Annotated in this window: 21 protein-coding genes; 8 read left to right on the top strand and 13 right to left on the bottom strand. The window is 71.4% G+C overall.

Features of this window, described 5'->3' with window-relative positions; genetic code table 11:
* The first annotated feature begins 7 nt into the window (after window positions 1-7).
* From I8920_RS11855 to I8920_RS11830, 6 genes are all read left to right on the top strand, one after another.
* Window positions 8-1,282 carry an FAD-binding protein gene (locus tag I8920_RS11855; protein ID WP_198656532.1) on the top strand — a complete coding sequence of 425 codons (1,275 nt, stop codon included), beginning with the start codon at window positions 8-10 and terminating at the stop codon, window positions 1,280-1,282.
* 118 nt (window positions 1,283-1,400) lie between these two features.
* Complete coding sequence (locus tag I8920_RS11850) at window positions 1,401-2,309, top strand: cation-transporting ATPase (protein ID WP_198656531.1); 909 nt, start codon at window positions 1,401-1,403, stop codon at window positions 2,307-2,309.
* Window positions 2,310-2,513: 204 nt separating this feature from the next.
* On the top strand, window positions 2,514-4,181 hold the full coding sequence (locus I8920_RS11845; RefSeq protein ID WP_198656530.1) for an ABC transporter substrate-binding protein: 1,668 nt from the start codon (window positions 2,514-2,516) through the stop codon (window positions 4,179-4,181).
* Window positions 4,178-5,899, top strand: coding sequence for a dipeptide ABC transporter ATP-binding protein (locus tag I8920_RS11840; RefSeq protein WP_198656529.1), 1,722 nt, complete (start codon window positions 4,178-4,180; stop codon window positions 5,897-5,899). The genes I8920_RS11845 and I8920_RS11840 overlap by 4 nt, the downstream gene beginning before the upstream one ends.
* Entirely contained in the window at window positions 5,896-6,831 is a 936-nt protein-coding gene (locus I8920_RS11835; RefSeq protein ID WP_198656528.1) for an ABC transporter permease, read from the top strand. The genes I8920_RS11840 and I8920_RS11835 overlap by 4 nt, the downstream gene beginning before the upstream one ends.
* Window positions 6,828-7,832: an ABC transporter permease gene (locus I8920_RS11830; protein ID WP_198656527.1), complete on the top strand. Its 1,005-nt coding sequence runs from the start codon at window positions 6,828-6,830 to the stop codon at window positions 7,830-7,832. Before I8920_RS11835 ends, I8920_RS11830 begins: the two co-directional genes overlap by 4 nt.
* Window positions 7,833-7,940: 108 nt before the next feature.
* On the opposite strand, the gene I8920_RS11825 is transcribed toward I8920_RS11830, so the two are convergent.
* The 7 genes from I8920_RS11825 to I8920_RS11795 are packed head-to-tail and all read right to left on the bottom strand — an operon-like array spanning window position 7,941 to window position 14,049.
* Window positions 7,941-9,260 carry a GNAT family N-acetyltransferase gene (locus tag I8920_RS11825; RefSeq protein WP_198656526.1) on the bottom strand — a complete coding sequence of 440 codons (1,320 nt, stop codon included), beginning with the start codon at window positions 9,258-9,260 and terminating at the stop codon, window positions 7,941-7,943.
* A 28-nt stretch (window positions 9,261-9,288) separates the two neighbouring features.
* Window positions 9,289-10,764: a cryptochrome/photolyase family protein gene (locus I8920_RS11820; protein WP_198656525.1), complete on the bottom strand. Its 1,476-nt coding sequence runs from the start codon at window positions 10,762-10,764 to the stop codon at window positions 9,289-9,291.
* A 49-nt stretch (window positions 10,765-10,813) separates the two neighbouring features.
* Window positions 10,814-11,272, bottom strand: coding sequence for a hypothetical protein (locus tag I8920_RS11815; protein WP_198656524.1), 459 nt, complete (start codon window positions 11,270-11,272; stop codon window positions 10,814-10,816).
* Window positions 11,211-11,993 carry a signal peptidase I gene (locus tag I8920_RS11810; protein WP_198656523.1) on the bottom strand — a complete coding sequence of 261 codons (783 nt, stop codon included), beginning with the start codon at window positions 11,991-11,993 and terminating at the stop codon, window positions 11,211-11,213. Before I8920_RS11810 ends, I8920_RS11815 begins: the two co-directional genes overlap by 62 nt.
* On the bottom strand, window positions 11,981-12,874 hold the full coding sequence (locus I8920_RS11805) for a hypothetical protein (protein WP_198656522.1): 894 nt from the start codon (window positions 12,872-12,874) through the stop codon (window positions 11,981-11,983). Before I8920_RS11805 ends, I8920_RS11810 begins: the two co-directional genes overlap by 13 nt.
* On the bottom strand, window positions 12,871-13,449 hold the full coding sequence (locus I8920_RS11800) for a hypothetical protein (RefSeq protein WP_198656521.1): 579 nt from the start codon (window positions 13,447-13,449) through the stop codon (window positions 12,871-12,873). The genes I8920_RS11805 and I8920_RS11800 overlap by 4 nt, the downstream gene beginning before the upstream one ends.
* A gap of 45 nt (window positions 13,450-13,494) precedes the next feature.
* Entirely contained in the window at window positions 13,495-14,049 is a 555-nt protein-coding gene (locus tag I8920_RS11795; RefSeq protein WP_198656520.1) for an alternate-type signal peptide domain-containing protein, read from the bottom strand.
* A 393-nt stretch (window positions 14,050-14,442) separates the two neighbouring features.
* On the opposite strand from I8920_RS11795, the gene pnuC reads away from it, so the two are divergent.
* Window positions 14,443-15,108 (top strand): nicotinamide riboside transporter PnuC, encoded by a 666-nt coding sequence (pnuC, locus tag I8920_RS11790; protein WP_198656519.1) that lies wholly within the window; start codon window positions 14,443-14,445, stop codon window positions 15,106-15,108.
* 142 nt (window positions 15,109-15,250) lie between these two features.
* Window positions 15,251-15,883, top strand: a complete 633-nt coding sequence (locus I8920_RS11785; RefSeq protein ID WP_198656518.1) for a TetR/AcrR family transcriptional regulator — start codon at window positions 15,251-15,253, stop codon at window positions 15,881-15,883.
* 22 nt (window positions 15,884-15,905) lie between these two features.
* Here the strand turns inward: I8920_RS11785 and I8920_RS11780 are convergent, their stop codons facing one another.
* From I8920_RS11780 to I8920_RS11755, 6 genes are all read right to left on the bottom strand, one after another.
* Window positions 15,906-17,126 (bottom strand): ABC transporter permease, encoded by a 1,221-nt coding sequence (locus I8920_RS11780; RefSeq protein WP_198656517.1) that lies wholly within the window; start codon window positions 17,124-17,126, stop codon window positions 15,906-15,908.
* Window positions 17,123-18,052 (bottom strand): ABC transporter ATP-binding protein, encoded by a 930-nt coding sequence (locus tag I8920_RS11775; protein WP_198656516.1) that lies wholly within the window; start codon window positions 18,050-18,052, stop codon window positions 17,123-17,125. Before I8920_RS11775 ends, I8920_RS11780 begins: the two co-directional genes overlap by 4 nt.
* Window positions 18,053-18,177: 125 nt before the next feature.
* Complete coding sequence (locus I8920_RS11770) at window positions 18,178-19,836, bottom strand: glycoside hydrolase family 13 protein (RefSeq protein WP_198656515.1); 1,659 nt, start codon at window positions 19,834-19,836, stop codon at window positions 18,178-18,180.
* 62 nt (window positions 19,837-19,898) lie between these two features.
* Window positions 19,899-20,816, bottom strand: a complete 918-nt coding sequence (locus tag I8920_RS11765) for a carbohydrate ABC transporter permease (RefSeq protein WP_198656514.1) — start codon at window positions 20,814-20,816, stop codon at window positions 19,899-19,901.
* Window positions 20,816-21,784: a carbohydrate ABC transporter permease gene (locus tag I8920_RS11760; RefSeq protein ID WP_198656513.1), complete on the bottom strand. Its 969-nt coding sequence runs from the start codon at window positions 21,782-21,784 to the stop codon at window positions 20,816-20,818. The genes I8920_RS11765 and I8920_RS11760 overlap by 1 nt, the downstream gene beginning before the upstream one ends.
* A gap of 11 nt (window positions 21,785-21,795) precedes the next feature.
* Window positions 21,796-23,094 (bottom strand): ABC transporter substrate-binding protein, encoded by a 1,299-nt coding sequence (locus tag I8920_RS11755; protein WP_198656512.1) that lies wholly within the window; start codon window positions 23,092-23,094, stop codon window positions 21,796-21,798.
* Window positions 23,095-23,128: the final 34 nt, after the last annotated feature.

Here is a 23,128-nt window from a genome sequence, read left to right as displayed (position 1 = left end):
ACCCACGATGGACGACGTGATCGCGGCCGAGCGCACCCGCACCAACTGGGCGGGCAACGTCACCTACCGCGCCTCGGCGCTGGCCCGGCCGACGTCGGTGGACGAGCTCCAGCAGCTCGTCGCCTCGACGCCGCGCCTGACGGCGCTCGGCTCGCGACACTCGTTCAACACCATCGCCGACACCGACGCCGTGCAGGTGTCGCTGGCCGACCTGCCGCCCGTGCTCGACATCGACACCGCGCGTCGTGTCGTCCGGGTCGCCGCCGGGATGACGCACAGCCAGGTGGCCGCCGGCCTGGAGGCCCGTGGCTGGGCACTCGGGAACCTCGCGTCCCTGCCGCACATCTCCACGGCCGGGGCCGTCGCCACCGGCACGCACGGCTCCGGCGTGCGGAACCCGTCGCTCGCGCAGGCGGTGGTCGGTCTGGACGTCGTCCGCGCCGACGGCTCGCTCGTGCGGGTGGACGCCGCGTCGCCCGACGGCCTGCTCGACGCCCACCGGGTGGGGATCGGCGCCCTCGGCGTCGTCACCGCCGTGGAGCTCGCGATCGAGCCGACGTTCCAGGTCGCGACGACGGTGCACCTCGACCTGCCCTGGGACGCGGTCGCGTCGCGGTTCGACCAGGTGATGTCCGACGCCTACTCGGTGTCGATGTTCACCGCGTTCGACGACCGCGGTGCCCGGCAGGTCTGGGTGAAGCACCGTGTCGACGAGGCCGCACCCGCGGTCGACCTCGTCGGACTCGGAGCGCGCCCCGCGACCGGACCCGTGCACCCGGGCGAGAACGACCCCGCTGGCGTGACCGAGCAGGGTGGCGTGCCCGGACCGTGGTCCGAACGGCTGCCGCACTTCCGGTCCTCGTTCACCCCGTCGACCGGGGCCGAGATCCAGGCGGAGTACCTGATCCCCGCAGCCTCGGCGGTGCCCGCGCTCGAGGCCCTCCGCCCGCTGGCGTCGCTGTTCGCCCCGATCCTCATCGCCTCCGAGGTCCGCACCATCGCCGCCGACACCGCGTGGCTCGCACCCTCGGCAGGCCGGCAGTCGGTCGGCCTGCACTTCACGTTCCGCCGGGACGCCGCCGCGGTGACGGCCGCCGTCGAGCGGATCGAGGAGGTGCTCGCGCCGTTCGACCCGCGGCCGCACTGGGGCAAGGTGTCCGCCGCGAGCGCCGAGCGGCTGCACGAGGCGTACCCGCGGCTGTCCGACTTCGCGGCGCTCGCCCGTGACCTCGACCCCACGGGTCGGTTCCGCAACGCGTTCCTCGCGCGCATCCTGTCCTGACGCGCACCGTCGGCACGCTCACTGTCAGGGACCGCTCTCAGGCGATGCCCACCGAACGTGCGGGAGACGCGCTGGGTGGTCGCCGGGCCTGCACATGTGAGAACGCAAAGGTGGGGGCATGGCGAACTTCAACCGGATCCTGGGCATGGCCTCGAAGGCGATCGACAAGCAGATGCAGAAGCGCGGGGGTCAGGGCGGTTCGCAGCAGCACGGCGGCACCGACTGGCGGGACATCGTGCGGACGGCCGCGGACAAGCTGACCGGCGACGACCGTGGCCAGCAGCAGCGGCCGCCCCAGGCCGGGCAGCCGCCGCAGTACGGCCAGCAGCAGTACGGCCAGCCGCAGCCGCCCCGGTACGCGCAGCCGCAGCAGCACACCGGTCAGCCCCAGCGCGGCCAGGCGGACGCCGACAAGGTGGCCATCGCCAAGTACGACTACCTGCTCAAGACCTCGTCGCCGGAGCAGCTCGAGCAGGTCCACCACGACGCCTTCGCCCGGCTCACCCCGGCGCAGCGCCAGCAGGTCCGCGACCGCCTGAACTCGGAGCTCCCGCCCCACGAGCACCTGCGCGACGACTCGGCGGGCAGCATGGCGCGTGCGATGACCCGCGGCGAGATGTCGCGTCCGGGTCTGATCCGCCGGGTCCTCGGCGGCTCCGGCCGTCCGGGCGGCGGACGTGGCCGCGGCGGGGCCTTCGCCGGCGGTGCCGCGGTCGGTGCGGGCGCGATGGCGTTCGGCGGGCTCGCCGCAGCGGTCGCCGGGGGAGCGGTGCTCAGCGCCGCCGCCGGTCCGGTGCTGGCCGGTGCCGCCGACCTCGGCGTCGACTTCGAGGGGATCGCGTCCGGCATGGGCGACCTCGGGCTGAGCGACCTCGGCGGCGGTGTCGAGGGGCTGGTCGGCGAGGGCGAGCAGCTGCTCGGCGGGTTCGGTGAGCAGGCCGCCGGGTTCGGCGAGCAGGCGTCCGGCCTCGGCGAGCAGGCGTCGAACCTCGGCAACGACTTCCTGGGCGGGCTCTTCGACCGCTGAGGGCACGCGGTGTTGCTGCACCGGGAATAGCGGGACGGCGTCCGACGCTTGCAATGTTTCGTCGTGCGTCGTCCCGGACGCGCGAGATTCGGACGGGTCACCGTCGCGGTGTCAGGATGGACGCCGCCCGGCGACCGGACCGTTCCGTCGTCGGAGTGACCGCCACCCCGGTCACCACCACCCCTCCCGAGGAGCAGCACCGTCATGAGACGCCCCAACCGCCTGACGATCACCGCGGCCGTCGCCGCAGCAGCAGCCCTGGTGCTGACCGGCTGCTCGGGCGGGGACGCATCGGGCGACGGCGCCGAGGGCACGGCCAAGGGCGGCACGCTCAACATCCTGACGCCGCAGACCTCGTTCCACCTCGACCCGGCGACCAGCCAGAGCCTCGGGATCACCTCGATGGGCCTCGTCGCCCGCCGACTCACCACGTGGGACGTCGAGCCGGGCAAGACCGCGAAGGTCGTCCCCGACCTGGCGACGGACACCGGGACGTCCAGCGACGGCGGCAAGACCTGGACCTACACGCTCAAGGACGGCGTCGAGTTCCAGGACGGCACGCCCATCACCACCAAGGACATCAAGTGGGGCATCGAGCGCTCGTTCGCGCCGACGCTGAGCGGTGGCCTGAGCTACCACAAGTCGCTCCTGGTGGGCGGCGGTGACTACAAGGGTCCGTTCGAGGGGAAGTCGCTCGACAGCATCGAGACCCCCGACGACAAGACCATCGTCTTCAAGCTGAACGACGCGTACGGCGACTGGCCGTGGCTCGCGTCGATGCCGGCGTTCACCCCCGTCCCCGAGGGCGAGGGCAAGGACACCGGTGCCTACGACCTCGAGCCCGTCGCCTCCGGGCCGTACCAGGTGCAGTCGAACACCCAGGGCTCGCAGGTCACCCTGGTCCGGAACAAGAACTGGAGCGCGAAGACCGACGAGGTCCGCACGGCCGGCCCCTCGAAGATCGTCTTCAAGGAGAGCCAGGACCAGTCCACGGTGACGCAGACGCTCATCGCCGACAACGGCGACGCGAAGAACTCGTTCGGCGCGATCTACCTCGGTGCCGCCGAGCTCAACCAGGTCCGCAGCAACCCGGCGGCGCAGGAGCGTCTGGCGACCTCGAAGGCCGGCCCGATCTCGTACATGGCGATCAACACCCAGCGCGGGGAACTCAAGGACCTCAAGGTCCGCCAGGCGCTGCAGTACGCCGTCGACCGCAAGTCCTTCCGGATCGCCGCCGGTGGTGCCATCGCCGGGTCGTACGCCTCGACGCTGATCACCCCGGGCATCGCCGGTCGCCAGGACTACGACCTGTACGAGACGAAGCCCACCGGTGACGTCGACAAGGCGAAGCAGCTCCTCGAGGAGGCCGGCGTCAGCAACCTGAAGCTGACCCTCGTGACGCAGAACGACCCGACCTACCTCGCACAGGCGCAGGCGCTGCAGTCCGGACTGAAGCGTGCCGGCATCGCCGTGACGCTCAAGCCGCTCGACTACGACTCGTTCACCCAGGCGACCACGAACGGCACCGACTTCGACCTGTCGCTGTCGAGCTGGCAGCCCGACTTCCCGAGCGCGAACGCCAACCTGCAGCCCCTGTACGACTCGTCGCAGATCGGTGGCGGCGGCTACAACATCTCGAAGTACCGCAACGCCGAGGTCGACGCCCTCATCGCGAAGGCGAGCTCCACGGTCGACCAGGACGACGCGCAGGAGCTGTGGGCCGAGGCCGACCAGAAGATCATGGCCGACGCACCGGTCGTGCCGCTGATCTACGCGAAGCAGTCGTTCCTGGCGGGTTCGAACGTGCAGAACTTCCAGATCGCCGACTTCCCCGCGTACCCGAACTACCTCAAGGTCTCGCTCGAGCAGTGACCGATCCCATCCTGCAGGTCGAGGGGCTCCGCGTCGCGTTCGGTGACGCGGAGCCCGTCGTCCGTGACGTCTCCTTCGACCTGACACCCGGCCGCGTCCTGGCCCTGGTGGGCGAGTCCGGCTCGGGCAAGTCCGTCAGCGCCATGAGCGTGCTCGGGCTCCTCCCGCCGCAGGCCACGGTGTCGGGCAGCGCCCGCTTCCGCGGCGAGGAGCTCGTCGGTGCCCCCGCAGAGGCCGTCCGCGCCGTGCGGGGTGCTGGTATCGGCGTGGTGTTCCAGGAGCCGATGAACTCGTTCACACCGGTGTTGTCGATCGGCACCCAGATCGCCGAGGCCGTCCGCGCGCACCCGTCCGGGATCGACCGCTCCGGGGTCAGGACGCGCGTCGACGAGCTGCTGCGCGATGCCGGGCTGCCCGACCCGGAGCGCATCCGGAAGGCGTACCCGCACGAACTCTCCGGCGGCCAGCTCCAGCGCGCCATGATCGCGATGGCCCTGGCCGGCGACCCGGTCGCGCTCTTCGCCGACGAGCCGACGACCGCCCTCGACGTGACGGTGCAGGCCGGCATCCTCGACCTGCTGCGCCGGTTGTGCCGCGAGCGCTCCCTGGCCGTCCTGCTCATCACGCACGACATGGGTGTGGTGGCGGACGTCGCGGACGACCTGCTCGTGCTGCGCCGCGGCGACCCGGTCGAGCACGGCACCGTCGCCGAGGTCTTCGCCCACCCGACCGCCGACTACACACGCGAGCTCCTCGCCGCCGTCCCCAGCCTGGAGGCGCGGGCCGGCGAGCCCGGCTCACGCGCCCAGCGACACCTCACGTCTGCGGGGGCGCGTGCGGTGTCGCCCAGCGCGAACACGGCTGCGGTGACCGACGGGGCGGACGGGAACCGCGCCTCCAGTCCGCTCGTCGCGCGCCTGCGTGACGTCGCGGTGCGGTACTCGCGCCGGGGCGGACCGACGGTGTCCGGGATCGACCTCGACCTGCACGCCGGCGAGACCGTCGGCCTGGTGGGGGAGTCGGGTTCCGGCAAGTCGACGATCGGACGTGCGCTCGCGGGCCTGGTGCCCGTCGTCGCCGGTTCGGTCGAGGTGGACGGCAGCGACCTGCGCACCGCACGCGGCCGACGCCTGCGCGAGCTGCGCAGCCGGGTCGGCATCGTGTTCCAGGACCCAGCGTCGTCGCTCAACCCACGGCAGACCATCGGCTGGAGCATCGCGGAACCGCTGCTCGTGCACGGCACGGATTCCGCCGCCGACCGCGCCGAGCGGGTGCGCGAGCTCCTGACCGCCGTGCAGCTCGACCCGTCGTGGGCCGAGCGCTTCCCGCACCAGCTCTCGGGCGGGCAGCGGCAGCGCGTCGCCGTCGCCCGGGCACTCGCGCTCCGGCCCGCGCTCGTGATCGCCGACGAACCGACCTCGGCGCTCGACGTCACGGTGCAGGCCGCCGTGCTCGACCTGCTCGCCGAGCTGCAGCAGGACCTCGGGTTCGGCATGCTGCTCATCAGCCACGACCTCGCCGTCGTCCGCCAGCTCGCCGACCAGGTGATCGTGCTGCACGACGGCCGCGTGGTCGAGCGGGGCGACACCGACGCCGTGCTCGACGACCCGCAACAGGACTACACGCGCATGCTCCTCGCGGCAGCGCCCGTCGCCGACCCCGAGCGACAGGCCGCCCGCCGCGAAGCGTGGCGTGCGTGGGAAGGAGCGGCCTCGTGACCGCCAACGTCGTCGACCGACCGGTCGCACCGTCCGGCCGCGCCACCGGGTTCCGCGCCGTCGTGCGTCGGGTCCGGCAGGACCGCTGGGCCGTCGGTGCCGCCGTCGTCATCGCGGTGTTCATCGTGGTGGCGGTCGCCGCTCCGCTCATCGCGAAGCTGTCCGGGCAGGACCCGTACGCGTACGACATCGACGCGCTGAACGACTTCGGTGCGCCGCGTGGCGCCGGCGGTGGCATCAGCGGTGAGCACTGGTTCGGGGTCGAGCCGTTGACCGGCCGCGACCTGTTCTCGATCGTCACCTACGGCGCACGGACCTCGCTGGGCATCGGACTGGCGGCCACCCTGCTGTCGATCGTCATCGGCGTGCTCGTCGGCGTCACGACCGGGTTCTTCGGCGGCTGGTACGACCGGGTGCTGTCCCGGGTCGTCGACGTGATCTTCGGGTTCCCGTCGCTCGTGTTCATGATCGCCCTCACCGCGATCGTGCCGACCTCGTTCCCCAAGCCCCTGCTCGTCGTGCTCGTCATCGGGTTCTTCGGCTGGCCGGCCGTGGCGCGCGTGGTCCGCGGGCAGACGCTGTCGCTCGTCAGCCGGAACTACGTCGTGGCGTCCACGGCGATGGGGGCCGGTCGCTGGCACGTCATCCGCACGCAGCTGCTGCCGAACCTGGCCGCGACGATCACCGTCTACGCCACGATCTCGATCCCCTCGATGATCGGGGCCGAGGCTGCGCTGTCCTTCCTCGCCGTCGGGGTGAACCCGCCGACGCCGTCGTGGGGCCGCAGCATCGGCGACGCCATCGGCTGGGTGCAGACCGACCCCATGTACCTCGTGTTCCCCGGAGCCGCACTGTTCCTCATCACCCTCGCCTTCAACGTGCTCGGCGACGCCCTGCGCGACGCCCTCGACCCGCGAGGGGGCACCAGGTGAACGCCGCCACCCTCCGGTTCCTGGCGATCCGCCTGCTCGGGGCCGCCGTCGTGCTGCTCGTCGTCGCGGCGATCACCTACGCGCTGTTCATGCTGCTGCCGACGAACCCGGCGCGCGCGATCTGCGACAAGCCCTGCACGCCCGACCGGCTGCGCGAGGTCCAGGCGTTCCTGGGCACCGACAAGCCGTGGATCGCCCAGTTCGGCGCCTACCTGGCCGGCATCTTCGCCGGACGCACGTTCGGCAGCGGCAACAGCGTGATCGAGTGCGCGGCACCCTGCTTCGGCTACTCGTTCCAGCTGCACGAGAGCGTCACCGACCTGATCCTGTCGCGCCTGCCCGTGACGGCGTCGATCGCCGTCGGGGCCGCCGTGCTCTGGCTCGTCGCCGGGGTCCTCGGCGGCGCGGTGTCGGCCCTGCGGCGTGGCACGTTCGTCGACCGGGCGGTCATGACGGTCGCGGTCGCCGGGGTGTCCTCGCCGGCGTACCTGGTCGGGCTGCTCGGCATCCTGCTGTTCGGCTTCGTGCTCGGGATCCTGCCGACGAGTGGCTACGTGGAGTTCTCCGACGACCCGGTCGGCTGGTTCACGCACCTGATCCTGCCGTGGAGCGTGCTCGCGTTCATCAGCGCGGCGATCTACGCCCGGCTCACCCGCGGCGAGATGCTCGAGTCGATGTCGCAGGACTTCGTGCGGACGGCCCGCGCGAAGGGCCTGAAGGAGCGCCAGGTCGTCGTACGGCACGGTCTGCGGACCGCGATCCTGCCCGTGGTGACGCTGTTCGGGCTCGACCTCGGGTCGCTGCTCGGCGGTGCGGTGATCACCGAGAAGGTGTTCTCGATGCAGGGACTCGGAGCGCTGCTGATCGACGCGGTGCACACGCTCGACCTGCAGGTGGTCGTCGGGTTCACGGTGTTCTCGGCGCTGCTCATCGTCACCGCCAACGTGATCGTCGACATGGTCTCGGCGATCGTCGACCCCCGGGTGCGGCGCCGGGCGTAGGGCACGGGGCCGGTCAGGAGCGCCCGGCCGCCGACCGGTCACACAGGGTCGGGGACGCCAGGACCGACAGGACCTGGCGCGCCCGACCGAGCGTGTCGGCGACCGTCATCAGAAGTACGTGATGCCGTGCGGCGTCCGCGGCGGCGTCAGCATCGCCCCGAGCTGCTGCACCGACGTCGGGTCCGCGGCACGGACGAGTCCGGCCGCGGCCAGCGTGCCGGGGGAGACCGAGCCGATGAGCAGCGCGCCGAGCTCCGCGACGTCGAGCTGGATGTCGGACCCGGCCACGTCGACGTCGTCGGCGATCCGCGTGACCGTGCCACGGGCCTCCTGGACGTCGAGCCGGTACGTGCCGGTGGTGAAGCCGAGCGCATCGGTGACCGCGAGGGTCAGCGACCCGTCGACGGCGAACGGGCGCGATTCGAGCACCGCGGTCACGTCGAGCACGCGCAGCCAGACGTGGTCCTCCTCGTGGTCGACGTCGTACGCACGGTTGTCGCCGAGCGCCGCGACGATCGGGTCGTCGAGGCGGGAGCGGTTGTACTTCACGACGTCGTTGAGGTCGATCGACAGCAGGAACTCCCACAGCGCGGTGTAGGCGGCGTCGTCGGCGTAGACCAGGTCGACGATCTCGAGCGCGGTGTCGGCGCCGTTCGACTCCTTGATCCGCCACGTGACGTACCCGTCGAGCTCGTCCGAGCCGTCGGGGCGGTGCACGGCGGCACGGACGTCCTTTGCGGGCTTGTCGTCGGGACCGACCAGGCCGAACACGATCGGCCAGGTCCCGGTGTTGCGGACCATGGAGCCCGGCGTGCGGGCGTGGAAGCGCTCGAACAGCGCCTTGCCCGGGCCGTCGGCGAGCCACTGCGGCGTGACGACCGACACGGTGCCCGAGGTCGGTGCGAGCAGGGGGAGTGCGCGCTCGCGGCGGACGTGCACCGCGCGCTCACGGATGGCGCAGCCGAAGCCGAACCGGCGGTAGATGGTGCCCTCGGACGCCGTGAGCGACGCGACGGCGTACCCCTCGGCGACACCGCGCTCGAGCGCGTGCGTCATCATCCGGCGCAGGATGCCGCGGCGACGCTCGGTCGGGCGGACGGTCACGGCCGAGATCGCCTGTGTGTCGATCGCGGACCCGTCGCCCCAGCTCAGCGCCTTGCGGAACCAGGTGAAGGTGCCCGCCGGCCACGTCTCGTCGACGGAGCCCGGGAACGGCTGGCGCACGTACACGCCGAGGAACGTCTCGTCGTCGGCGATGAAGTGCGACACCATGCGGGCCGCGCCCTCGGCGTCGGGGTCGGCTTCGTGGAACCCCATCCCCACGGCCTGCATCCACGCTGCCGTCTCGGCGTTCGGTGCCCCCTTGTCGTCCGTCCCGGGCGCGAACTCGCGCAGCTCGTAGCGGTCGTCGAATGCCTCGTTGCTCACGTTCCGACACTACCGGGACCAGGTGCCGTCACGGCGAGTGGCGGGCGGCTTCCTGGGCGACGACCTGGTCGAGGTCCGGCAGCCGCCGCATCTGCTGCAGGGGGCGGACCATCCGGTGGTTGTCGCGGAGTGCCGGTTCGGCGCGGGACAGGAAGGCCCAGTAGCCGGCGGTGAACGGGCAGGCGTCGTCCCCGGTGCGCTTGGTCGGGTCGAACCGGCACCCACCGCAGTGGTCCGACATGCGGTCGATGTACCGACCGCCCGAGGCGTACGGCTTCGTGGCGACCATGCCCCCGTCGGCGTGCTGCGACATGCCGATGATGTTCGCCGGCATCACCCAGTCGGTGCCGTCCACGAACACGTCGGTGAACCACTCCGTGAGCCGGACCGGGTCGTACCCGCGCTGGAGCGCCCAGTTGCCGAGGACCATCAGGCGCTGGATGTGGTGCAGCCACCCGTGGTCGTGCAGGCCCTGGACCGCGGTCCGCAGGCAGACGGCGTCGATCTCGCTGGCGTCCAGCTCCCGCCACCAGTCGGGCAGGAGCTCGTGGGCCCCGAGCGCGTTCTCGGAGGCACCGTAGTCGTCGCCGAACCACCAGTAGAGGTGCCAGACGTAGTCGCGCCACCCGGCGATCTGCCGGACGAAACCCTCGACGCTGGCCAGCGGTGCCGCCTGGGTCCGGTGTGCCTCGAGCGCGGCGTCGATCGCCTCGACGGGGTCGAGCACACCCAGGTTCATCGGCACGCTCAGCAGCGAGTGCGCCATCGTCCAGTCGTCGGTGAGCGTCGCGTCCTCGAACGGGCCGAAGTCGCCGAGCCGCACCGCGACGAAGTCGTCGAGGGCGCGGCGGGCCTCGTCGGCGGTCACCGCGAAGCGGCGTCGGTCGTCGCGCCCGACGAACCGGGCGACGCCGTCCCGCTCCCACCGGTCCAGATCGTGTCGGACCTGTTCGTCGATGTCGTCCTCGACCGGCCACCACGGTTCGGGCAGCCCGAGGGTCGTCGCACCCTTCGGCGGTGGCTGGCGGTTCTGGGCGTCGAGGCTGAACGCGCCGCCGAGCGGTGCCCCCTGCTCCATGAGCCAGCCCTCGCGCCGCCGGACCCGCTCGTAGTGCTGCTCCATCCGGAAGCGCCCGGTGCCTTGCGCCGCCCACTCGGCGAACTCGGCTTCGTCGGTCACGAAGCCGCGACTCGGCAGGACGAGGACGTCCTGGCCCCAGTGCCGGACCTGTGCCCGCAGCGTGCTCGACGGGGGATCGACCACGTCGAGCCCGGCCCGCCCGTCCAGCGCCTCGCGCAGGGTGTCGACCTGGACGTGCTCGGCCCGGTCGCCGAGTTCGCGGACGCGGTGGCGCAGCGCGCTGAGCCACAGGTGGGCCTTCGCACGGTGCACCGGTCGCGCCGTGAAGAACTCGCGCGACTCGACCACCAGGGCCGGCCCGCCGTCGTCGAACGCGGGGCCGTACTGCCCGGGCAGGACGATGCGGCGGCGTTCGGCGTGCATGCCGCAGAACCTACCGAGGCGGTGCGGCGACAGCTGGGAGCCCGCGGGCTCAGTCGGTCGCGCCCCGCGGCGGGTCGACGAGGAGCCCGACGCGGTCGGCCAGGTAGTCGGCGAGCGGGACGGCGGTGCCTGCGGCGGGGGACCAGCGGACGGACGGCACGTCGTCGGCGACGAAGAGCACCCCGTCGCCGCCGACCAGGGTGTCGTCGACGGGGATCGGCACGGCACCGTGGTTGACGGTGTCGCCGGGGGCGAAGTGCCCCTTGGCCGCCGCGGCACGGTAGGCGCGGCGCACCTCGGCCGAGACCGACTGGTACTGCGCCCGGCCGGGTTCCGTCACCCGGGTGATCGCTCCCGTGGCCCAGACCCGGCCGGTGGTCTCGGGCGACGACCCGATCAGCAGCGCGCCGACCCGCCAGACCCGGCCGAGCGGTCGCATCGTCGGGTCACGACGGATCCCCAGGACGGCCTTCGGTTGCACGTACTCGCCGAGTGCCTCGTCCGGCACGTCTGCCGCGCGGAGCCGTCGAGTCGCCTCGTCGAGGAGCTCCTGCGCCCGCTGCACGCCGTCCGTCACGTCCACCGAGCCTAGACCGGCTCGTGTCCGTGGTCTCGGTGCTGCTGTGTGCGACCCGGTGCGCCGCGCTCCGGCGTCCGTGCCCGGTCCTGGCCCGTCGGCGTCGAGCGGTGCTGACGACGCCAGCGGTGATCATGACGGCGCCGTACGTCAGCAGCACGCCCGCGACCGCGGGGATGAGCCAGCTGCGCGACCCGTTCACGACCTGGTTGACGATGCCGATCTCCGGCAGGGAGTACCAGACCACACCGCGGATCTGCACCGCGGTGACGGGGGCCGGGTCGGCCTTCGCGTTGGCGTCGCCCTTGAGCACGAAGGTCCGTTCGCCGTCCGACGACGAGGCCACCGACACGACGCGGTGGCTGATCACCGCCGGCTGTCCGGAGACGATCTGGTAGGTCACGACGTCGCCGACGCGGATGTCCTCGACGGGGACCGGCCGGACGACGAGCAGGGTGCCCGGGGGCAAGGTCGGCTCCATCGAGCGCGTCAGGACGGTGAGCGGCATCGAGCCCGTGGCCTTCGGCACGACGATCAGCACGACGGCCAGGCCCGCGACGATGAGCAGCAGTCCGGTGCTGAGTCCGAACGCGACCGCGTGGACGACCGCACGCCAGCCGGTCCTGGGCGTCGTGGGGGTCAGACGCCGCATCGGATCGCCGCCCCGTTGTCCTGCGTGAAGAGCGTCACCTTGCCGGTGCCCGCGACGGTCGTCGTGGGCGTACCGGTGCTGTCGAGCACCTTGACGGTGACGGTCAGCGTGCCCGAGGTGCCGGCGCTCGCGGGGATGTCCGCGGGCGAGATGGTGATGAACGCGGAGTAGTCCTGCGCCTTCTGCCCGACCGGCGTCGAGCCGACGAAGGCCCCGTACCAGGTGTCCTGCGGACGGTTCGCGGCGTCCCACCGGACGTCGACGTACCAGCCGCCGTGGTCGGTGCAGACCAGTGACGGCGTGTCGGCCACCGCTGCCGGCGTGGTCAGGGTGAACCCGCCCGACACGACGGCGGAGGTCCAGGTCCCGCTCGTGACGGTCAGGGCGACGACCACCTTCGCGGTCGAACCCGCGGGGGCCGACGACTGCAGGGTGCTGCGGGTGCACCAGACGGCGGAGGCACCGGCGGCGAGCTTCGAGCTCATGCTCGGCAGCGACGCCCACGTCCCGGTGACGGAGCCGCCGCCGACGGCCGTGCTCGTGGTGCACGCAGCGGTCGAGACGACGGGCCAGGCGACGACGGTGACGGCTCGCGCCAGGGCGGTCGAGCTGCCGGCCGCGACGGAGACCGTGGTGGTGGTCGTTCCGCCGAGGGTGCCCGAGTCGGTCAGCGTGAGGGGCTTCGTGATCGCCGTGACGCCCGACGAGAACGTCGTGGTCAGTGCGTTGGTACCGCTGATCGTGCCCGCGACCGTGCCGACCCGGGTGGTCGCGGTGGTGGTGCCGGACGCGCTCCACAGTGCCCACGCGGCGCTCGACCCGCCACCGACGAAGACGGCGGCCAGGAGCACGGCGACGACGAGCCGGAGGCGGCGGTTCATGCGGAGACCTGCGTTCCCGTGACGGTGAGGGTGAAGTCGGTGGTGGCACCGGCGACGCTCTGCGGGGCGTCGGCGTCGAGGACGACCTCGACGCAGCCGACACCGCTCGCGCCGGCCGGCAGGGTGAACGAGCTGCTGCCCGTGTCGAAGGTCGCGAGACGGCCGCTCGCACCGGCGAGACCGGCGGCGCAGTCCGCGGCCGACGACACGGTCGCCAGTCGGAGGGTCAGCTCACCGAGTGCGGCCGTGGACGACGACGTCGCGGACGTCGTGGCGACGCGCATCGACAGGGGGATCGACCCGGTGTTCCGGACCGTGAAGGTGCCCCTGGTGCTGGTCCCCGGTCCGAGCACGGTGGTGTTCATCGAGGAGAGCGTGCCGACGGTGATCGTCGCGGTCGCGGAGCGCACGCTGGTGGCCGCGGTGCTCGCGGTCCCGTTCCAGAGGGCGTAGGTCCCACCGGTCCCGAGGAGGGCGGTGCCGACCGCGACGACCAGGCCGAGCGCGACCGGCCACACCCAGCGGTGTCGTCGGGTTGCGCGGTGGCGTCCCGTCGTCCGCGGTGTGGCGGTCATGCGTGTGCTCCTGGTCGTCGTGGTCGGCTCGTGGCGATCGGTGGATCAGGAACCGATCGCGGTCTGGGTCAGCGTGAAGGCGAGCGCGCTGAGGTTGATCGAGCCGCCCTGACCGGTGGTCGCCGAGGCGGGCAGCGTCACGGTGAAGACGACCTTGACGGTCGAGGTGGACGACGACGGCGAGACCACGAAGGTGTTCGCGGCGGACGAGGACTGCACGACCGAGGCGCTCGTCGACGTGACGGCCAGCGTCTTCGTGGTGGCGGCGAGCAGGGCGGCGTCGCCGGTGATGCTCTGGTTCGCGTAGGTCAGGTTGGCCTTGAGGTCCTGCCCGGTCGCGCCGATCGTCAGCGTCTGCGTGAACTGGAAGGTGTTGCCCGGGACCATCAGGGCCTTCGTCGGGTCGATCGCGGTGGAACGACCGTTCGTGATGTCGGTCCAGGCGCCGTCGTTGTTGGCGCTCAGCGTCAGGGTGCCCGAGTTGACCGACGACGCGGCGCTCGAGGCGCTCGCGTTCCAGAGGGCGAAGGTGCCCGCACCGCCGAGGAGGAGTGCGACGCCTGCTGCGCCGGCGATGGCGCCGGTGACGATCTTGTGCATGGGGTTGATCCGTTCCTGCGTGCTCGTGGCACGCTGAAGCCCACCGGGGACATTCGGGCGTCGTGTCCGGTGGGGGACTTCGTCATCGACCCAGGGGTTGGAGGGGGTCGCGGCTGACCGGTGCCGAGAACGGTCGCCGGGCCTCGGAGCGCATGTGCTGCTGCTCGGGCGGGCTGGACTCGCTCTGGCTTCGACGTTAGCTGTCCCCCAAAGTGCGGACAAGCGAGAACGAGCGTTCACCACGGCCCCAGAACGGGGGTCATTTCAGTCCCCGAGAAGGAGGACACAGTTTGTACCCCGTTTTCACGGTGCCGGCGAGCATGATCGATGGTCGTCCAGCAGGAATGCCGGTCGGTGATGCGTCGTTGCACTGTCCCGGAACGAGGAGGACCCATGGACATCGTGCGCTGGTTGTTCGACGCGCAGATCGTCATCGGCGACCAGACGGTGCTCTGGCGCGAGGTGATCGGCAACGTCTTCGGCCTGCTCAGCGCGCTGGGCGGCATGCGCCGGAAGGTGTGGGCCTGGCCCGTGGGCCTGGTCGGCAACGCCCTGCTCTTCACGGTCTTCATGGGTGCCCTGTTCGACACCCCGAACCCGGTGAACCTGCTCGGGCAGGCCGGGCGTCAGGTCATGTTCATCATCGTGAGCATCTACGGCTGGTACCGCTGGACGCACCGTCCCGACGACGCGACCACCGTGATCGACCCGCACTGGGCCTCCTGGCGGACCCGCGGACTGCTGGTCCTGGGGATGGTGGGCGGCACCGCCGCCCTGACCCCGCTGTTCCGTGCGCTCGGTTCGTACGAGCCGGTGTGGAGCGACGCGTGGATCTTCGTCGGCTCCCTGCTCGCCACCTACGGCATGGCGAAGGGGTGGGTGGAGTTCTGGCTCATCTGGGTCGCGGTCGACCTGGTGGGCGTGCCGCTGCTGTTCTCGGCCGGCTACTACGCGTCCGGCCTGATGTACGTGTTCTACGGCGTCTTCACGCTCGCCGGGTTCTTCGTCTGGATGCGCCAGCGGGTCCGCCCGTCCGCGGCTCCGGTGACCGTCGGCTGACGGTCGCACCCGCCGTCCGGAGGAGCCGAGCAGGACCCGAGGAGGACCCGAGGAGGACCCGAGGAGGATCCCAGGAGCCCGACGGCGCACGGCCCCCGGTCTGGGACGAGACAAACCGGCGCACATGCGGTGTAGTTGGGGGATGGAACCCCTGCAGGGCGAGCGCGTGGCGGACGACGAGTCCCTCGCGGAACGTACCGTGCGCGCGGCGATCCGTGCGTACCGCTTGCACCCGTTCGACGCCGTCGACGCCTCGGTCGTGGCCGAGGTGGCCGGTGTGCCGCTCGAGACCGTCGAACGGCTCTTCCCCACGTGGGACGCCCTGCTCCTGGTCACCTACGACCGGTGGGCGCAGCTGCGGGGGTCACGGCGCGTGACCGAGCCGTCCTGCACCATCGACCACGTCCGGCTCACCCTGGCCGAGGACGTCGCCGATCCGGGGCTCGTCCGGGTGCTCGCCGGTGTGGTCACGATCGCCAGCTCGGAGTCCCGGTTCTCGGACCTGTTCCGCAAGCGCTTCGAGGAGTACGTCGAGGAGCTGACCGTCGGCCTGCAGCGTGACTTCGACCGCGGCGTCGAGGAGTCGTCCATCCCCGCGTACCAGGCGGCCACGCAGCTGCTGGCCGTGTACGAGGGCATGCAGATCCAGATGCTCGTCCGGCCCTACATCGACGTCTTGGTGGAGTTCGACCGGGCGGTCGGCACGCTGCGGCAGGGGTGGAAGCGGCACGACGTCCCCTCGTGGGACCTCGACGAGGTGCCGGTCCGCGTCTGACGCCGCACGGTGTCCGGCGGTCTCAGCCCCGACGCCCCCGCCGCCACGACAGGACCTGCCGCACGGTGACCTTCGACCCGTACTGCGCGACCGAGTGCCGGAACAGGTACTCGGCGAACCAGAGCAGCAGCCCGGCGACGACGAACACCTCGACGATGCAGATCACCGACTCCGTCACCGTCAGCGCCCCGACCGCGTTCCGGACCATGGCCGACACGGGCGTGAACGTCGGGAAGTACGTGAAGAACTGCGCCACGGGCGACGACGGGCTGGTCGCCACGAAGAACGCCGCGTAGAGCGGGATGATCAGCGCGAAGATCGCCGCGGACTGCAGCGCCGAGGCGTCCTTGATCGACGGCACCGCGGCGCCGACGGTGACGAAGAGTCCCGATGCCAGGAGCACCCCGCCGACGAGCAGCAGGGCGCCGGTGACCATCCGCCACGGATCGACGGTGACGCCACCCAGGCGCGACGCGATGAAGGGCAGCGCGACGAGCAGGCCGACCAGGCCGGGCAGGAGGAAGACCCCGACCTGCACCAGGCCGACCAGCAGCATCGCGACGACCTTGCCGCGGATCAGGTCGCCGGCGGTGACCGCGGTCAGGATCATCTCGGAGATGCGGTTCTCCTTCTCCTCGACCACGACCGTGACCATGCGAGCGGCCAACAGGACCACGAGGCCGAAGAATGCCGCCACGAACAGGAACGGCGGGACGACGGACAGCCAGCCCGGTGCCACCCGGCCGTCGGCGTAGGTCGTGAGGTCGGTGTCCGGGGGAGTGCGGAGCAGCTTCACCGTCTCGGCGTCGTCGACCGACGCCGCGACGCTCTGTTCCAGCACCCGTTCGGCGAGCGACGAGTACACCCCGTTGGCGAACAGGCCGCGGTCGGCGGCGTCGATGCGGATCGCCGTGCTCGACGGCGACGACGGGAACACGATGACGGCGTCGAGCTCGCCGTCGCGCACCGCCGCCCGGTCGGCCGCGACGTCGTCGGACGGTGACCCGCCCCACCGTGCGGCGACCGACTCGGACACGAGCCCGGACTCGTCGACGTAGTGGAACGGGGTCTTCGTCGCCGAGGACCCGGACACCACCGAGTCGGTGCCGGCCGCCTGGCCGATGCCGACGAGCAGCGACACCACGACGATCACGACGGGCAGTGCGAGCGTGCCGATCCAGAAGGCGGGCTTCTTCACGGCGCGGACGAACTCGAAGCGCACCACGGTGCCGAGGGTGCTCACGCGGCGACCCCCTCGGCGGCGGCGAGGGCGTCGTGCCCGTAGACCTGCACGAAGATCTCGTCGAGCGGGATCCGCCGCATCTCGAACGCGGTGACGTGCACACCTGCGGCGACGAGCGACGCCAGGATGTCGGCGCCGTCGGGCGTGGCGGCCGGGGTCGGCACGAGGTGGGCGACGTGCCCCTCGTGCCGGGCGAGCCGGTACAGCGGCGACGGCGGCACGGCGCCGACGAGGCCGACCCGGGCGACGGCGCCGCCGAAGGCGTCCTGTACGTCGGGCACCGTGCCGTACGCGGCGGCGGCGCCGTCCTTGAGCAGCAGGATGCGGTCGCACAGCCGCTCGACCTCGTCCATGTGGTGCGTGACCAGGATCACCGTGGCGCCGTCGGCCTTCCGTTCGTCGACCAGGTCGAGCAGCAGCCGACGGTTGACGGGGTCGAGGCCCTTCGTCGGTTCGTCGAGGATGAGCAGCCGGGGCCGGTCCATGATCGTGATGCCGAGCTGCACCTTCTGCTGCTGCCCGCCGGAGAGCTTGTCGACGCGCAGCTTCGCCCGGTCGGCCAGCCCGACGCGGGCCAGGTAGTCCGTGCTCCACGCGGTCGCCTCGGCTCGGCCGAGACCACGGAGCCGCCCGAAGTAGGTCATCACGTCGATGACGGACTCCTTGCGGTACAGCCCGCGCTCCTCGGGCAGGTAGCCGATGCCGCCGGTGGCGGGCCGGTACGGTTCGCCGTCGATCGTCAGGGTCCCCGCCGTCGGGGTGGTGATGCCGAGCAGGGCGCGGATCGTGGTGGTCTTGCCGGACCCGTTGCTGCCGAGCAGGCCGAAGGTCTCACCGGGGGCGACGTCGAACGACAACCCGTCGACGACGGTGCGGTCCCCGAACCGCATCACGAAGTCCTGCACGTCGATGCTCGCCCCGCTCATGGGGCGACCCTACCGGGACCGGGCGACGTCGCGGTTGTCGGTCGCGGCCCGGTACGGTACCGCCACGACGGACGGGAGGCGCGGTACCTGCCCGCACCGCGCCTCCAGTCCGTCACCCGGTTCCGTCAGGAACGCAACCAGGCCGTCCCCACGCCCGACAGGGCGCCGTCGACCACGGGGGCGGAGGCGAGCAGCAGCTCGCCGGCCGGCAGCACGTACGACTCGTCGCCGAACACCGTCACGCTCGTCCAGCCGTTCGGCCGCCGGAACGCGAGCACGTCGTCGCGCCCGGTCTCGAGCCACTCGAGGTGCTCCTCGGACTGCAGCTGGCCGCGCAGGCCGAGCGCCGTGCGGTACAGGTTCAGGGTCGAGTCGGGGTCGGCGTCCTCGGCCTCGACGCTCGAGTCGGCGAACCACGCCGGCTGCGGCAGGTGCGAGCCCGCGGGCCCGAACCCGAACGACGGGCCGGAGCGGGTCCACGGGATCGGCACGCGGCAGCCGTCGCGGCCCACGTCGACGCCCGGGTTGCGGAAGAACGCCGGGTCCTGCCGCTCGGCGTCCGGGACGTCGCCGACCTCGTGCAGACCGAGCTCCTCGCCCTGGTACAGGTACGCCGAGCCGGGCAGGGCGAGCTCGAGCAGCGTGGCGGCCTGCGCGCGACGGAGTCCGAGCGACCGGTCGAGCGCGTCCTGCGAGCCGCCGGCGAGCAGCCACGCGGCGCCCTGCTTCTGCTCGTCGCCGTTCCGGGCGGGGAGCGCGTAGCGGGTGGCGTGCCGGACGACGTCGTGGTTCGAGAACACCCACGTGGTCGACGAGCCGGACTGCTCGGCGAGGCCGAGGTTGAACTCGATGATGGTGCGGAACTGGCCTGCGTCGAAGTCGGCCTCGAGCAGGTCGAAGTTGAACGCCTGTCCGAGCCCCTCGGCGCTGGCGTAGCGGGCGCGTCGGTCGGCGGGGACCCAGGCCTCGGCGACCGCGGTGCGGGCCGGCGTGTACTCGTCGAAGACGGTCCGCCACTCGGCGTAGATCTCGTGCACGTCGTCACGGTCCCACAGCGGGTGCGTGCCGTCCTTGGGCATCTCGGCGAGCTCGGCCCAGGTCGGCAGCGTCTCGCCCAGGTCCTTCGCCAGACCGTGGGCGACGTCGATGCGGAACCCGTCGACGCCGCGGTCCGACCAGAACCGCAGGGTGTGCAGGAAGTCGTCGCGCACCTGCCGGTTCGCCCAGTTCAGGTCGGGCTGCTCCTTCGCGAAGCTGTGCAGGTACCACTGACCGTCGCCGACCGCGGTCCAGGCCGGGCCGCCGAAGATCGAGACCCAGTCGGCGGGGGCGTCCTCGCCGGACGGCCCGCTGCCGTCGCGGAACACGTACCGGTCGCGGGCCGGTGAGCCCTTGGGGGCGGCGAGGGCCTCGCGGAACCACTCGTGCCGGTCGCTCGTGTGGTTCGGGACGACGTCGACGATCACCCGGATGCCGGCGGCGTGCAGCGCCTGGACCATCCGGTCGAAGTCGTCCAGGGTGCCCAGGCGCGGGTCGACGTCGCGGTAGTCGTCGACGTCGTAGCCGCCGTCGGCCAGGGCGGACGGGTAGAAGGGGCTGAGCCAGACGGCCTCGACGCCGAGCGAGGCCAGGTACGGCACCCGCTCGGTGATGCCGGGCAGGTCGCCGATGCCGTCGCCGTTCGCGTCGCCGAACGAGCGGGGGTAGATCTGGTAGACGCTGGCCTGGCGCCACCAGGTCTCGTCGTTCGTGGTGGTGGCGGTCTGGGCGAGGGTGTCGGTCACGTCGGGCCTTTCGTTGATCGTGGGATGCGTGGCGGTGTCGGTGGTGGCGGTGCCGGCGGCGGTCACTTGATGGCGCCCTGGGTCACGCCGGCCATCACCCACCGCTGGGTGACGAGGTAGACGATGATCGCCGGGGCCATCGCCATCAGGTACGAGGCGAACGACACGTTGTAGTTGTTGCTGAACTGGGTCTGGAACATCTGCTGCAGCACCGGCAGGGTCTGCAGTGCCGGGTCCGAGGTGATGAGCGACGGCATCACGAAGTCGTTCCACGACGCCAGGAACGCGAAGATGCCGACGGTGGCGCTCATCGGTGCCAGCAGCGGGAACACGAGTCGCCAGAACACCTGCCCCGTGCTCGCACCGTCGATGCGTGCACTCTCCTCCAGCTCGGCCGGGATCGACCGCAGGAAGGCCGTGAAGAGCAGCACGCTGAAGGACAGCTGGAACATGACGTGCAGGATCGCGACGCCGAGCGGGTTGTCCAGGTGCGCGAGCCCGGTGAGCTTCACCTGCGACAGCGCGAGCACCGGGAACGGCAGGAACATCGCGGCGAGCAGGTAGAAGAACGACCAGCGGAACAGCCGGCGGTCCCAGTTGCGGGCGATGGCGTACGCCGTGAACGAGGCGAGCAGGATCGTGCCGACGACGGTGATCGCCGCGACGAACACCGACACCGCGAACGCCCGCGGGAAGTCCGTCAGCTCCCACGCCTGCACGAAGCCGTCGACGCTGAACGGTGCCGGCAGCGAGAACGCGTTGCCGTCCACGGCCTGTCCGGTGGTCTTGAACGCCATGGTCAGCGTCACGTACAGCGGCACCAGGACGGACAGGGCGCACAGGACGAGGACGACGGTGACGGGCCAGTTGGAACGGCCGCGCCCGGATCCGCCGGACCCGCCGGCGGAGCGGTCGGCGTCGACGGAGCGGATGCTGCCGGTGGCGGTCGTACCGGGGCGCAGGGGTGCTTGCAGGGACATCAGAGCGCTGCCTTCCCGCGGGTGGCCCGCAGCTGGATCACGGCGATGACGACCGCGATGACGAAGAAGATCGTGGCGTTCGCCATCTGGTAGGCGTAGTCGCCGCCGTTGAAGCCCTTGAAGATGCTCATCGCGACGCTGGTGGTCGAGGTGCCGGGGCCGCCGTCGGTCAGGCCGACGATGATGTCGTACGAGTTCAGGAAGTTCTTGAACCCGATGACCAGGTTGATCAGGATGTAGCCCGCCGTCAGCGGCGCGGTGATCGAGACGAGCTGCCGCCACGCGCTCGCGCCGTCGAGGGCCGCTGCCTCGTACACCTCTCCGGGGATCGAGAGCACCCCGGCGATGTAGATGAGCAGGGTCGACGGGATCGCCTGCCACGCGGTGACGATCACGATCGCGATCCAGGCGAGGTCGGGGTCCGCCAGGATGCTCTGCTCGAGCGGCCCGAACCCGATCGCCGTCGCGAAGGCCGGCAGGCTGTTCGCGAACAGGAACGAGAACACGTACGCGATGACGATGCCGGAGATCACCATCGGCAGGACGAACACCGCGCGCAGCGCGATCTTGCCGCGGATCTTCGACGTCAGCGCGATGGCGAGCAGGAACGCGACGGCGTTCACGACGATCACGGTGACGAGCGAGAACCCGAGCGTGAACAGGTAGGCCTGCAGGATCGCGGGGTCGGAGAACACCGCCACGTAGTTCGTCAGGCCGATGAACCGGAACTCGCCGAAGCCGACGGAGTTCGTGAAGCTCAGCACGATGCCCATCACCGCGGGCAGCGTGATCGCGAGGGTGAACAACAGCAGGGTGGGGAGCAGGAAGGCGAGGAAGAGCGGGTCGACGCGGGGCTTGCGGCGTCCGTCCCGCAGTCCGTCCCGTCGTCCGGCCTGGAGGCCCGGCGCGGCTCCGCCCCGTCGGCGGCGGCCCGCCGTCGTGACGGCTTCGGTGGTCGTGGTTGCCATGGGACGTCTCCTTACGCGGCCGTACGGAGCGCGAGACGCGCCCAGTCGGCGTCGAGGGTGCGGAGCTGGCGCTGCGGATCGCCGCCGAAGGCGATCGACTGCGCGTAGTTCGCGACCGGGATCTCGGCGGGGATGAGCTGCGAGGCGCCGAGGTAGAAGGCGGCGTCGTCGTAGTACGACTGCATGCCGCGCAGGGCGGGGTTCGACGCCGGGGGAGCGTCCTTGCGGACCCCGAAGCCGTTGTTGTCGGCGTTGTACCGGTCGTTGACCTTCGTGCTCATCAGGAACGACAGGAACTCGCGGGCGGCCTCCTGCTTGCGCGACGCCTCGGGGATCCAGAGCGCCAGGTCGACGTTCACGCGCACCTTGCGGTCGGCCGGGTCGTCGGTGACGGGCAGCGGGAACGTGCCGAGGTCCATGTCCTTCGTGGTCTTGGCGATCTCGCCGAGGGCCCACGGCCCCTGCAGGTACATCGCGGCCTTGCCCTGCGCGAAGGCGAGGTTGCCGTCGCCGTACCCGCGGCTCGCGGCCCCGTCCTGGTGCCAGGCGCGGAGCTGCACCATGCGTTCCATCGGCTCCCGGAAGTCCCGCGCGAACGACACCGACGAGTCCTTCCCCACGCTCGTGCCCTCGCGTCGCAGCGCCTCGAACACCTGCGGGGTGTCGATCATGCCGCCGATCGAGTAGTCGAACATGCCCTGGGCGATCGTCCAGTTGTCCTTGAACGTGCCGTAGATCGGCGCGATGCCGGCCTTGGTCAGGCGCTCGCACACGTCGGCGAACTCGCTCCACGTCGTCGGGACGTCCAGTCCCTGCTCCGCGAAGAGCGCCTTGTTGTAGATCACCGACGCGGCGGTCACCGAGTACGGCAGCGCGCTCTTCCGGCCGGGGTAGTCCGCGGTCTGCTCCATGAGCGGCCACAGGTCGGGGTTGATGGTGTCGGCCTGGGGCATGTCGGACAGGTCCGACAGTGCGCCGTGCTCCACGAAGGGCACCACCGAGAAGTTGTAGTTCCAGCAGCCGAGGTCCGGCGGCCGGTTCCGGACGAAGTTCGCGGACATGCTCGAGGTCGAGTCGCGGACGACCCGGACCTTCGACTGGGTCTGGTGGAACCGCGCGATGACGTCGTCGAAGTAGCCGATGACCTCGGGCTTCGACACGTAGAACGTGATGGTCTCCGGCTTGGCGCTCGAGGACCCGATCGGGGCGCACCCGGCGAGCGCGAGGCCCGCCCCGATGCCGCCCGCTCCGAGCAGGAACCCGCGTCGGCTCACCGATGCCGTGCTCCTGGCGGTGGCGTGTGCTTGCACGTCGTCTCCGTCCGTCCGGACCCGGCGTCCCTGC

Source organism: Curtobacterium sp. YC1, assembly GCF_016267665.1.
Classification (GTDB): Bacteria; Actinomycetota; Actinomycetes; order Actinomycetales; family Microbacteriaceae; genus Curtobacterium.
This window is presented reverse-complemented; position numbering and strand designations above follow the sequence as displayed.

Bases quoted from the DNA above. Each gene is read 5' to 3' on its own strand.
- I8920_RS11855 (WP_198656532.1), top strand. From the start codon at position 8: ATGGACGACGTGATCGCGGCCGAGCGCACCCGCACCAACTGGGCGGGC.
- I8920_RS11850 (WP_198656531.1), top strand. From the start codon at position 1,401: ATGGCGAACTTCAACCGGATCCTGGGCATGGCCTCGAAGGCGATCGAC.
- I8920_RS11845 (WP_198656530.1), top strand. From the start codon at position 2,514: ATGAGACGCCCCAACCGCCTGACGATCACCGCGGCCGTCGCCGCAGCA.
- I8920_RS11820 (WP_198656525.1), bottom strand. From the start codon at position 10,764: ATGCACGCCGAACGCCGCCGCATCGTCCTGCCCGGGCAGTACGGCCCC.
- I8920_RS11810 (WP_198656523.1), bottom strand. From the start codon at position 11,993: ATGCGGCGTCTGACCCCCACGACGCCCAGGACCGGCTGGCGTGCGGTC.
- I8920_RS11805 (WP_198656522.1), bottom strand. From the start codon at position 12,874: ATGAACCGCCGCCTCCGGCTCGTCGTCGCCGTGCTCCTGGCCGCCGTC.
- I8920_RS11800 (WP_198656521.1), bottom strand. From the start codon at position 13,449: ATGACCGCCACACCGCGGACGACGGGACGCCACCGCGCAACCCGACGA.
- I8920_RS11795 (WP_198656520.1), bottom strand. From the start codon at position 14,049: ATGCACAAGATCGTCACCGGCGCCATCGCCGGCGCAGCAGGCGTCGCA.
- pnuC (WP_198656519.1), top strand. From the start codon at position 14,443: ATGGACATCGTGCGCTGGTTGTTCGACGCGCAGATCGTCATCGGCGAC.
- I8920_RS11785 (WP_198656518.1), top strand. From the start codon at position 15,251: ATGGAACCCCTGCAGGGCGAGCGCGTGGCGGACGACGAGTCCCTCGCG.
- I8920_RS11775 (WP_198656516.1), bottom strand. From the start codon at position 18,052: ATGAGCGGGGCGAGCATCGACGTGCAGGACTTCGTGATGCGGTTCGGG.
- I8920_RS11765 (WP_198656514.1), bottom strand. From the start codon at position 20,816: ATGTCCCTGCAAGCACCCCTGCGCCCCGGTACGACCGCCACCGGCAGC.
- I8920_RS11760 (WP_198656513.1), bottom strand. From the start codon at position 21,784: ATGGCAACCACGACCACCGAAGCCGTCACGACGGCGGGCCGCCGCCGA.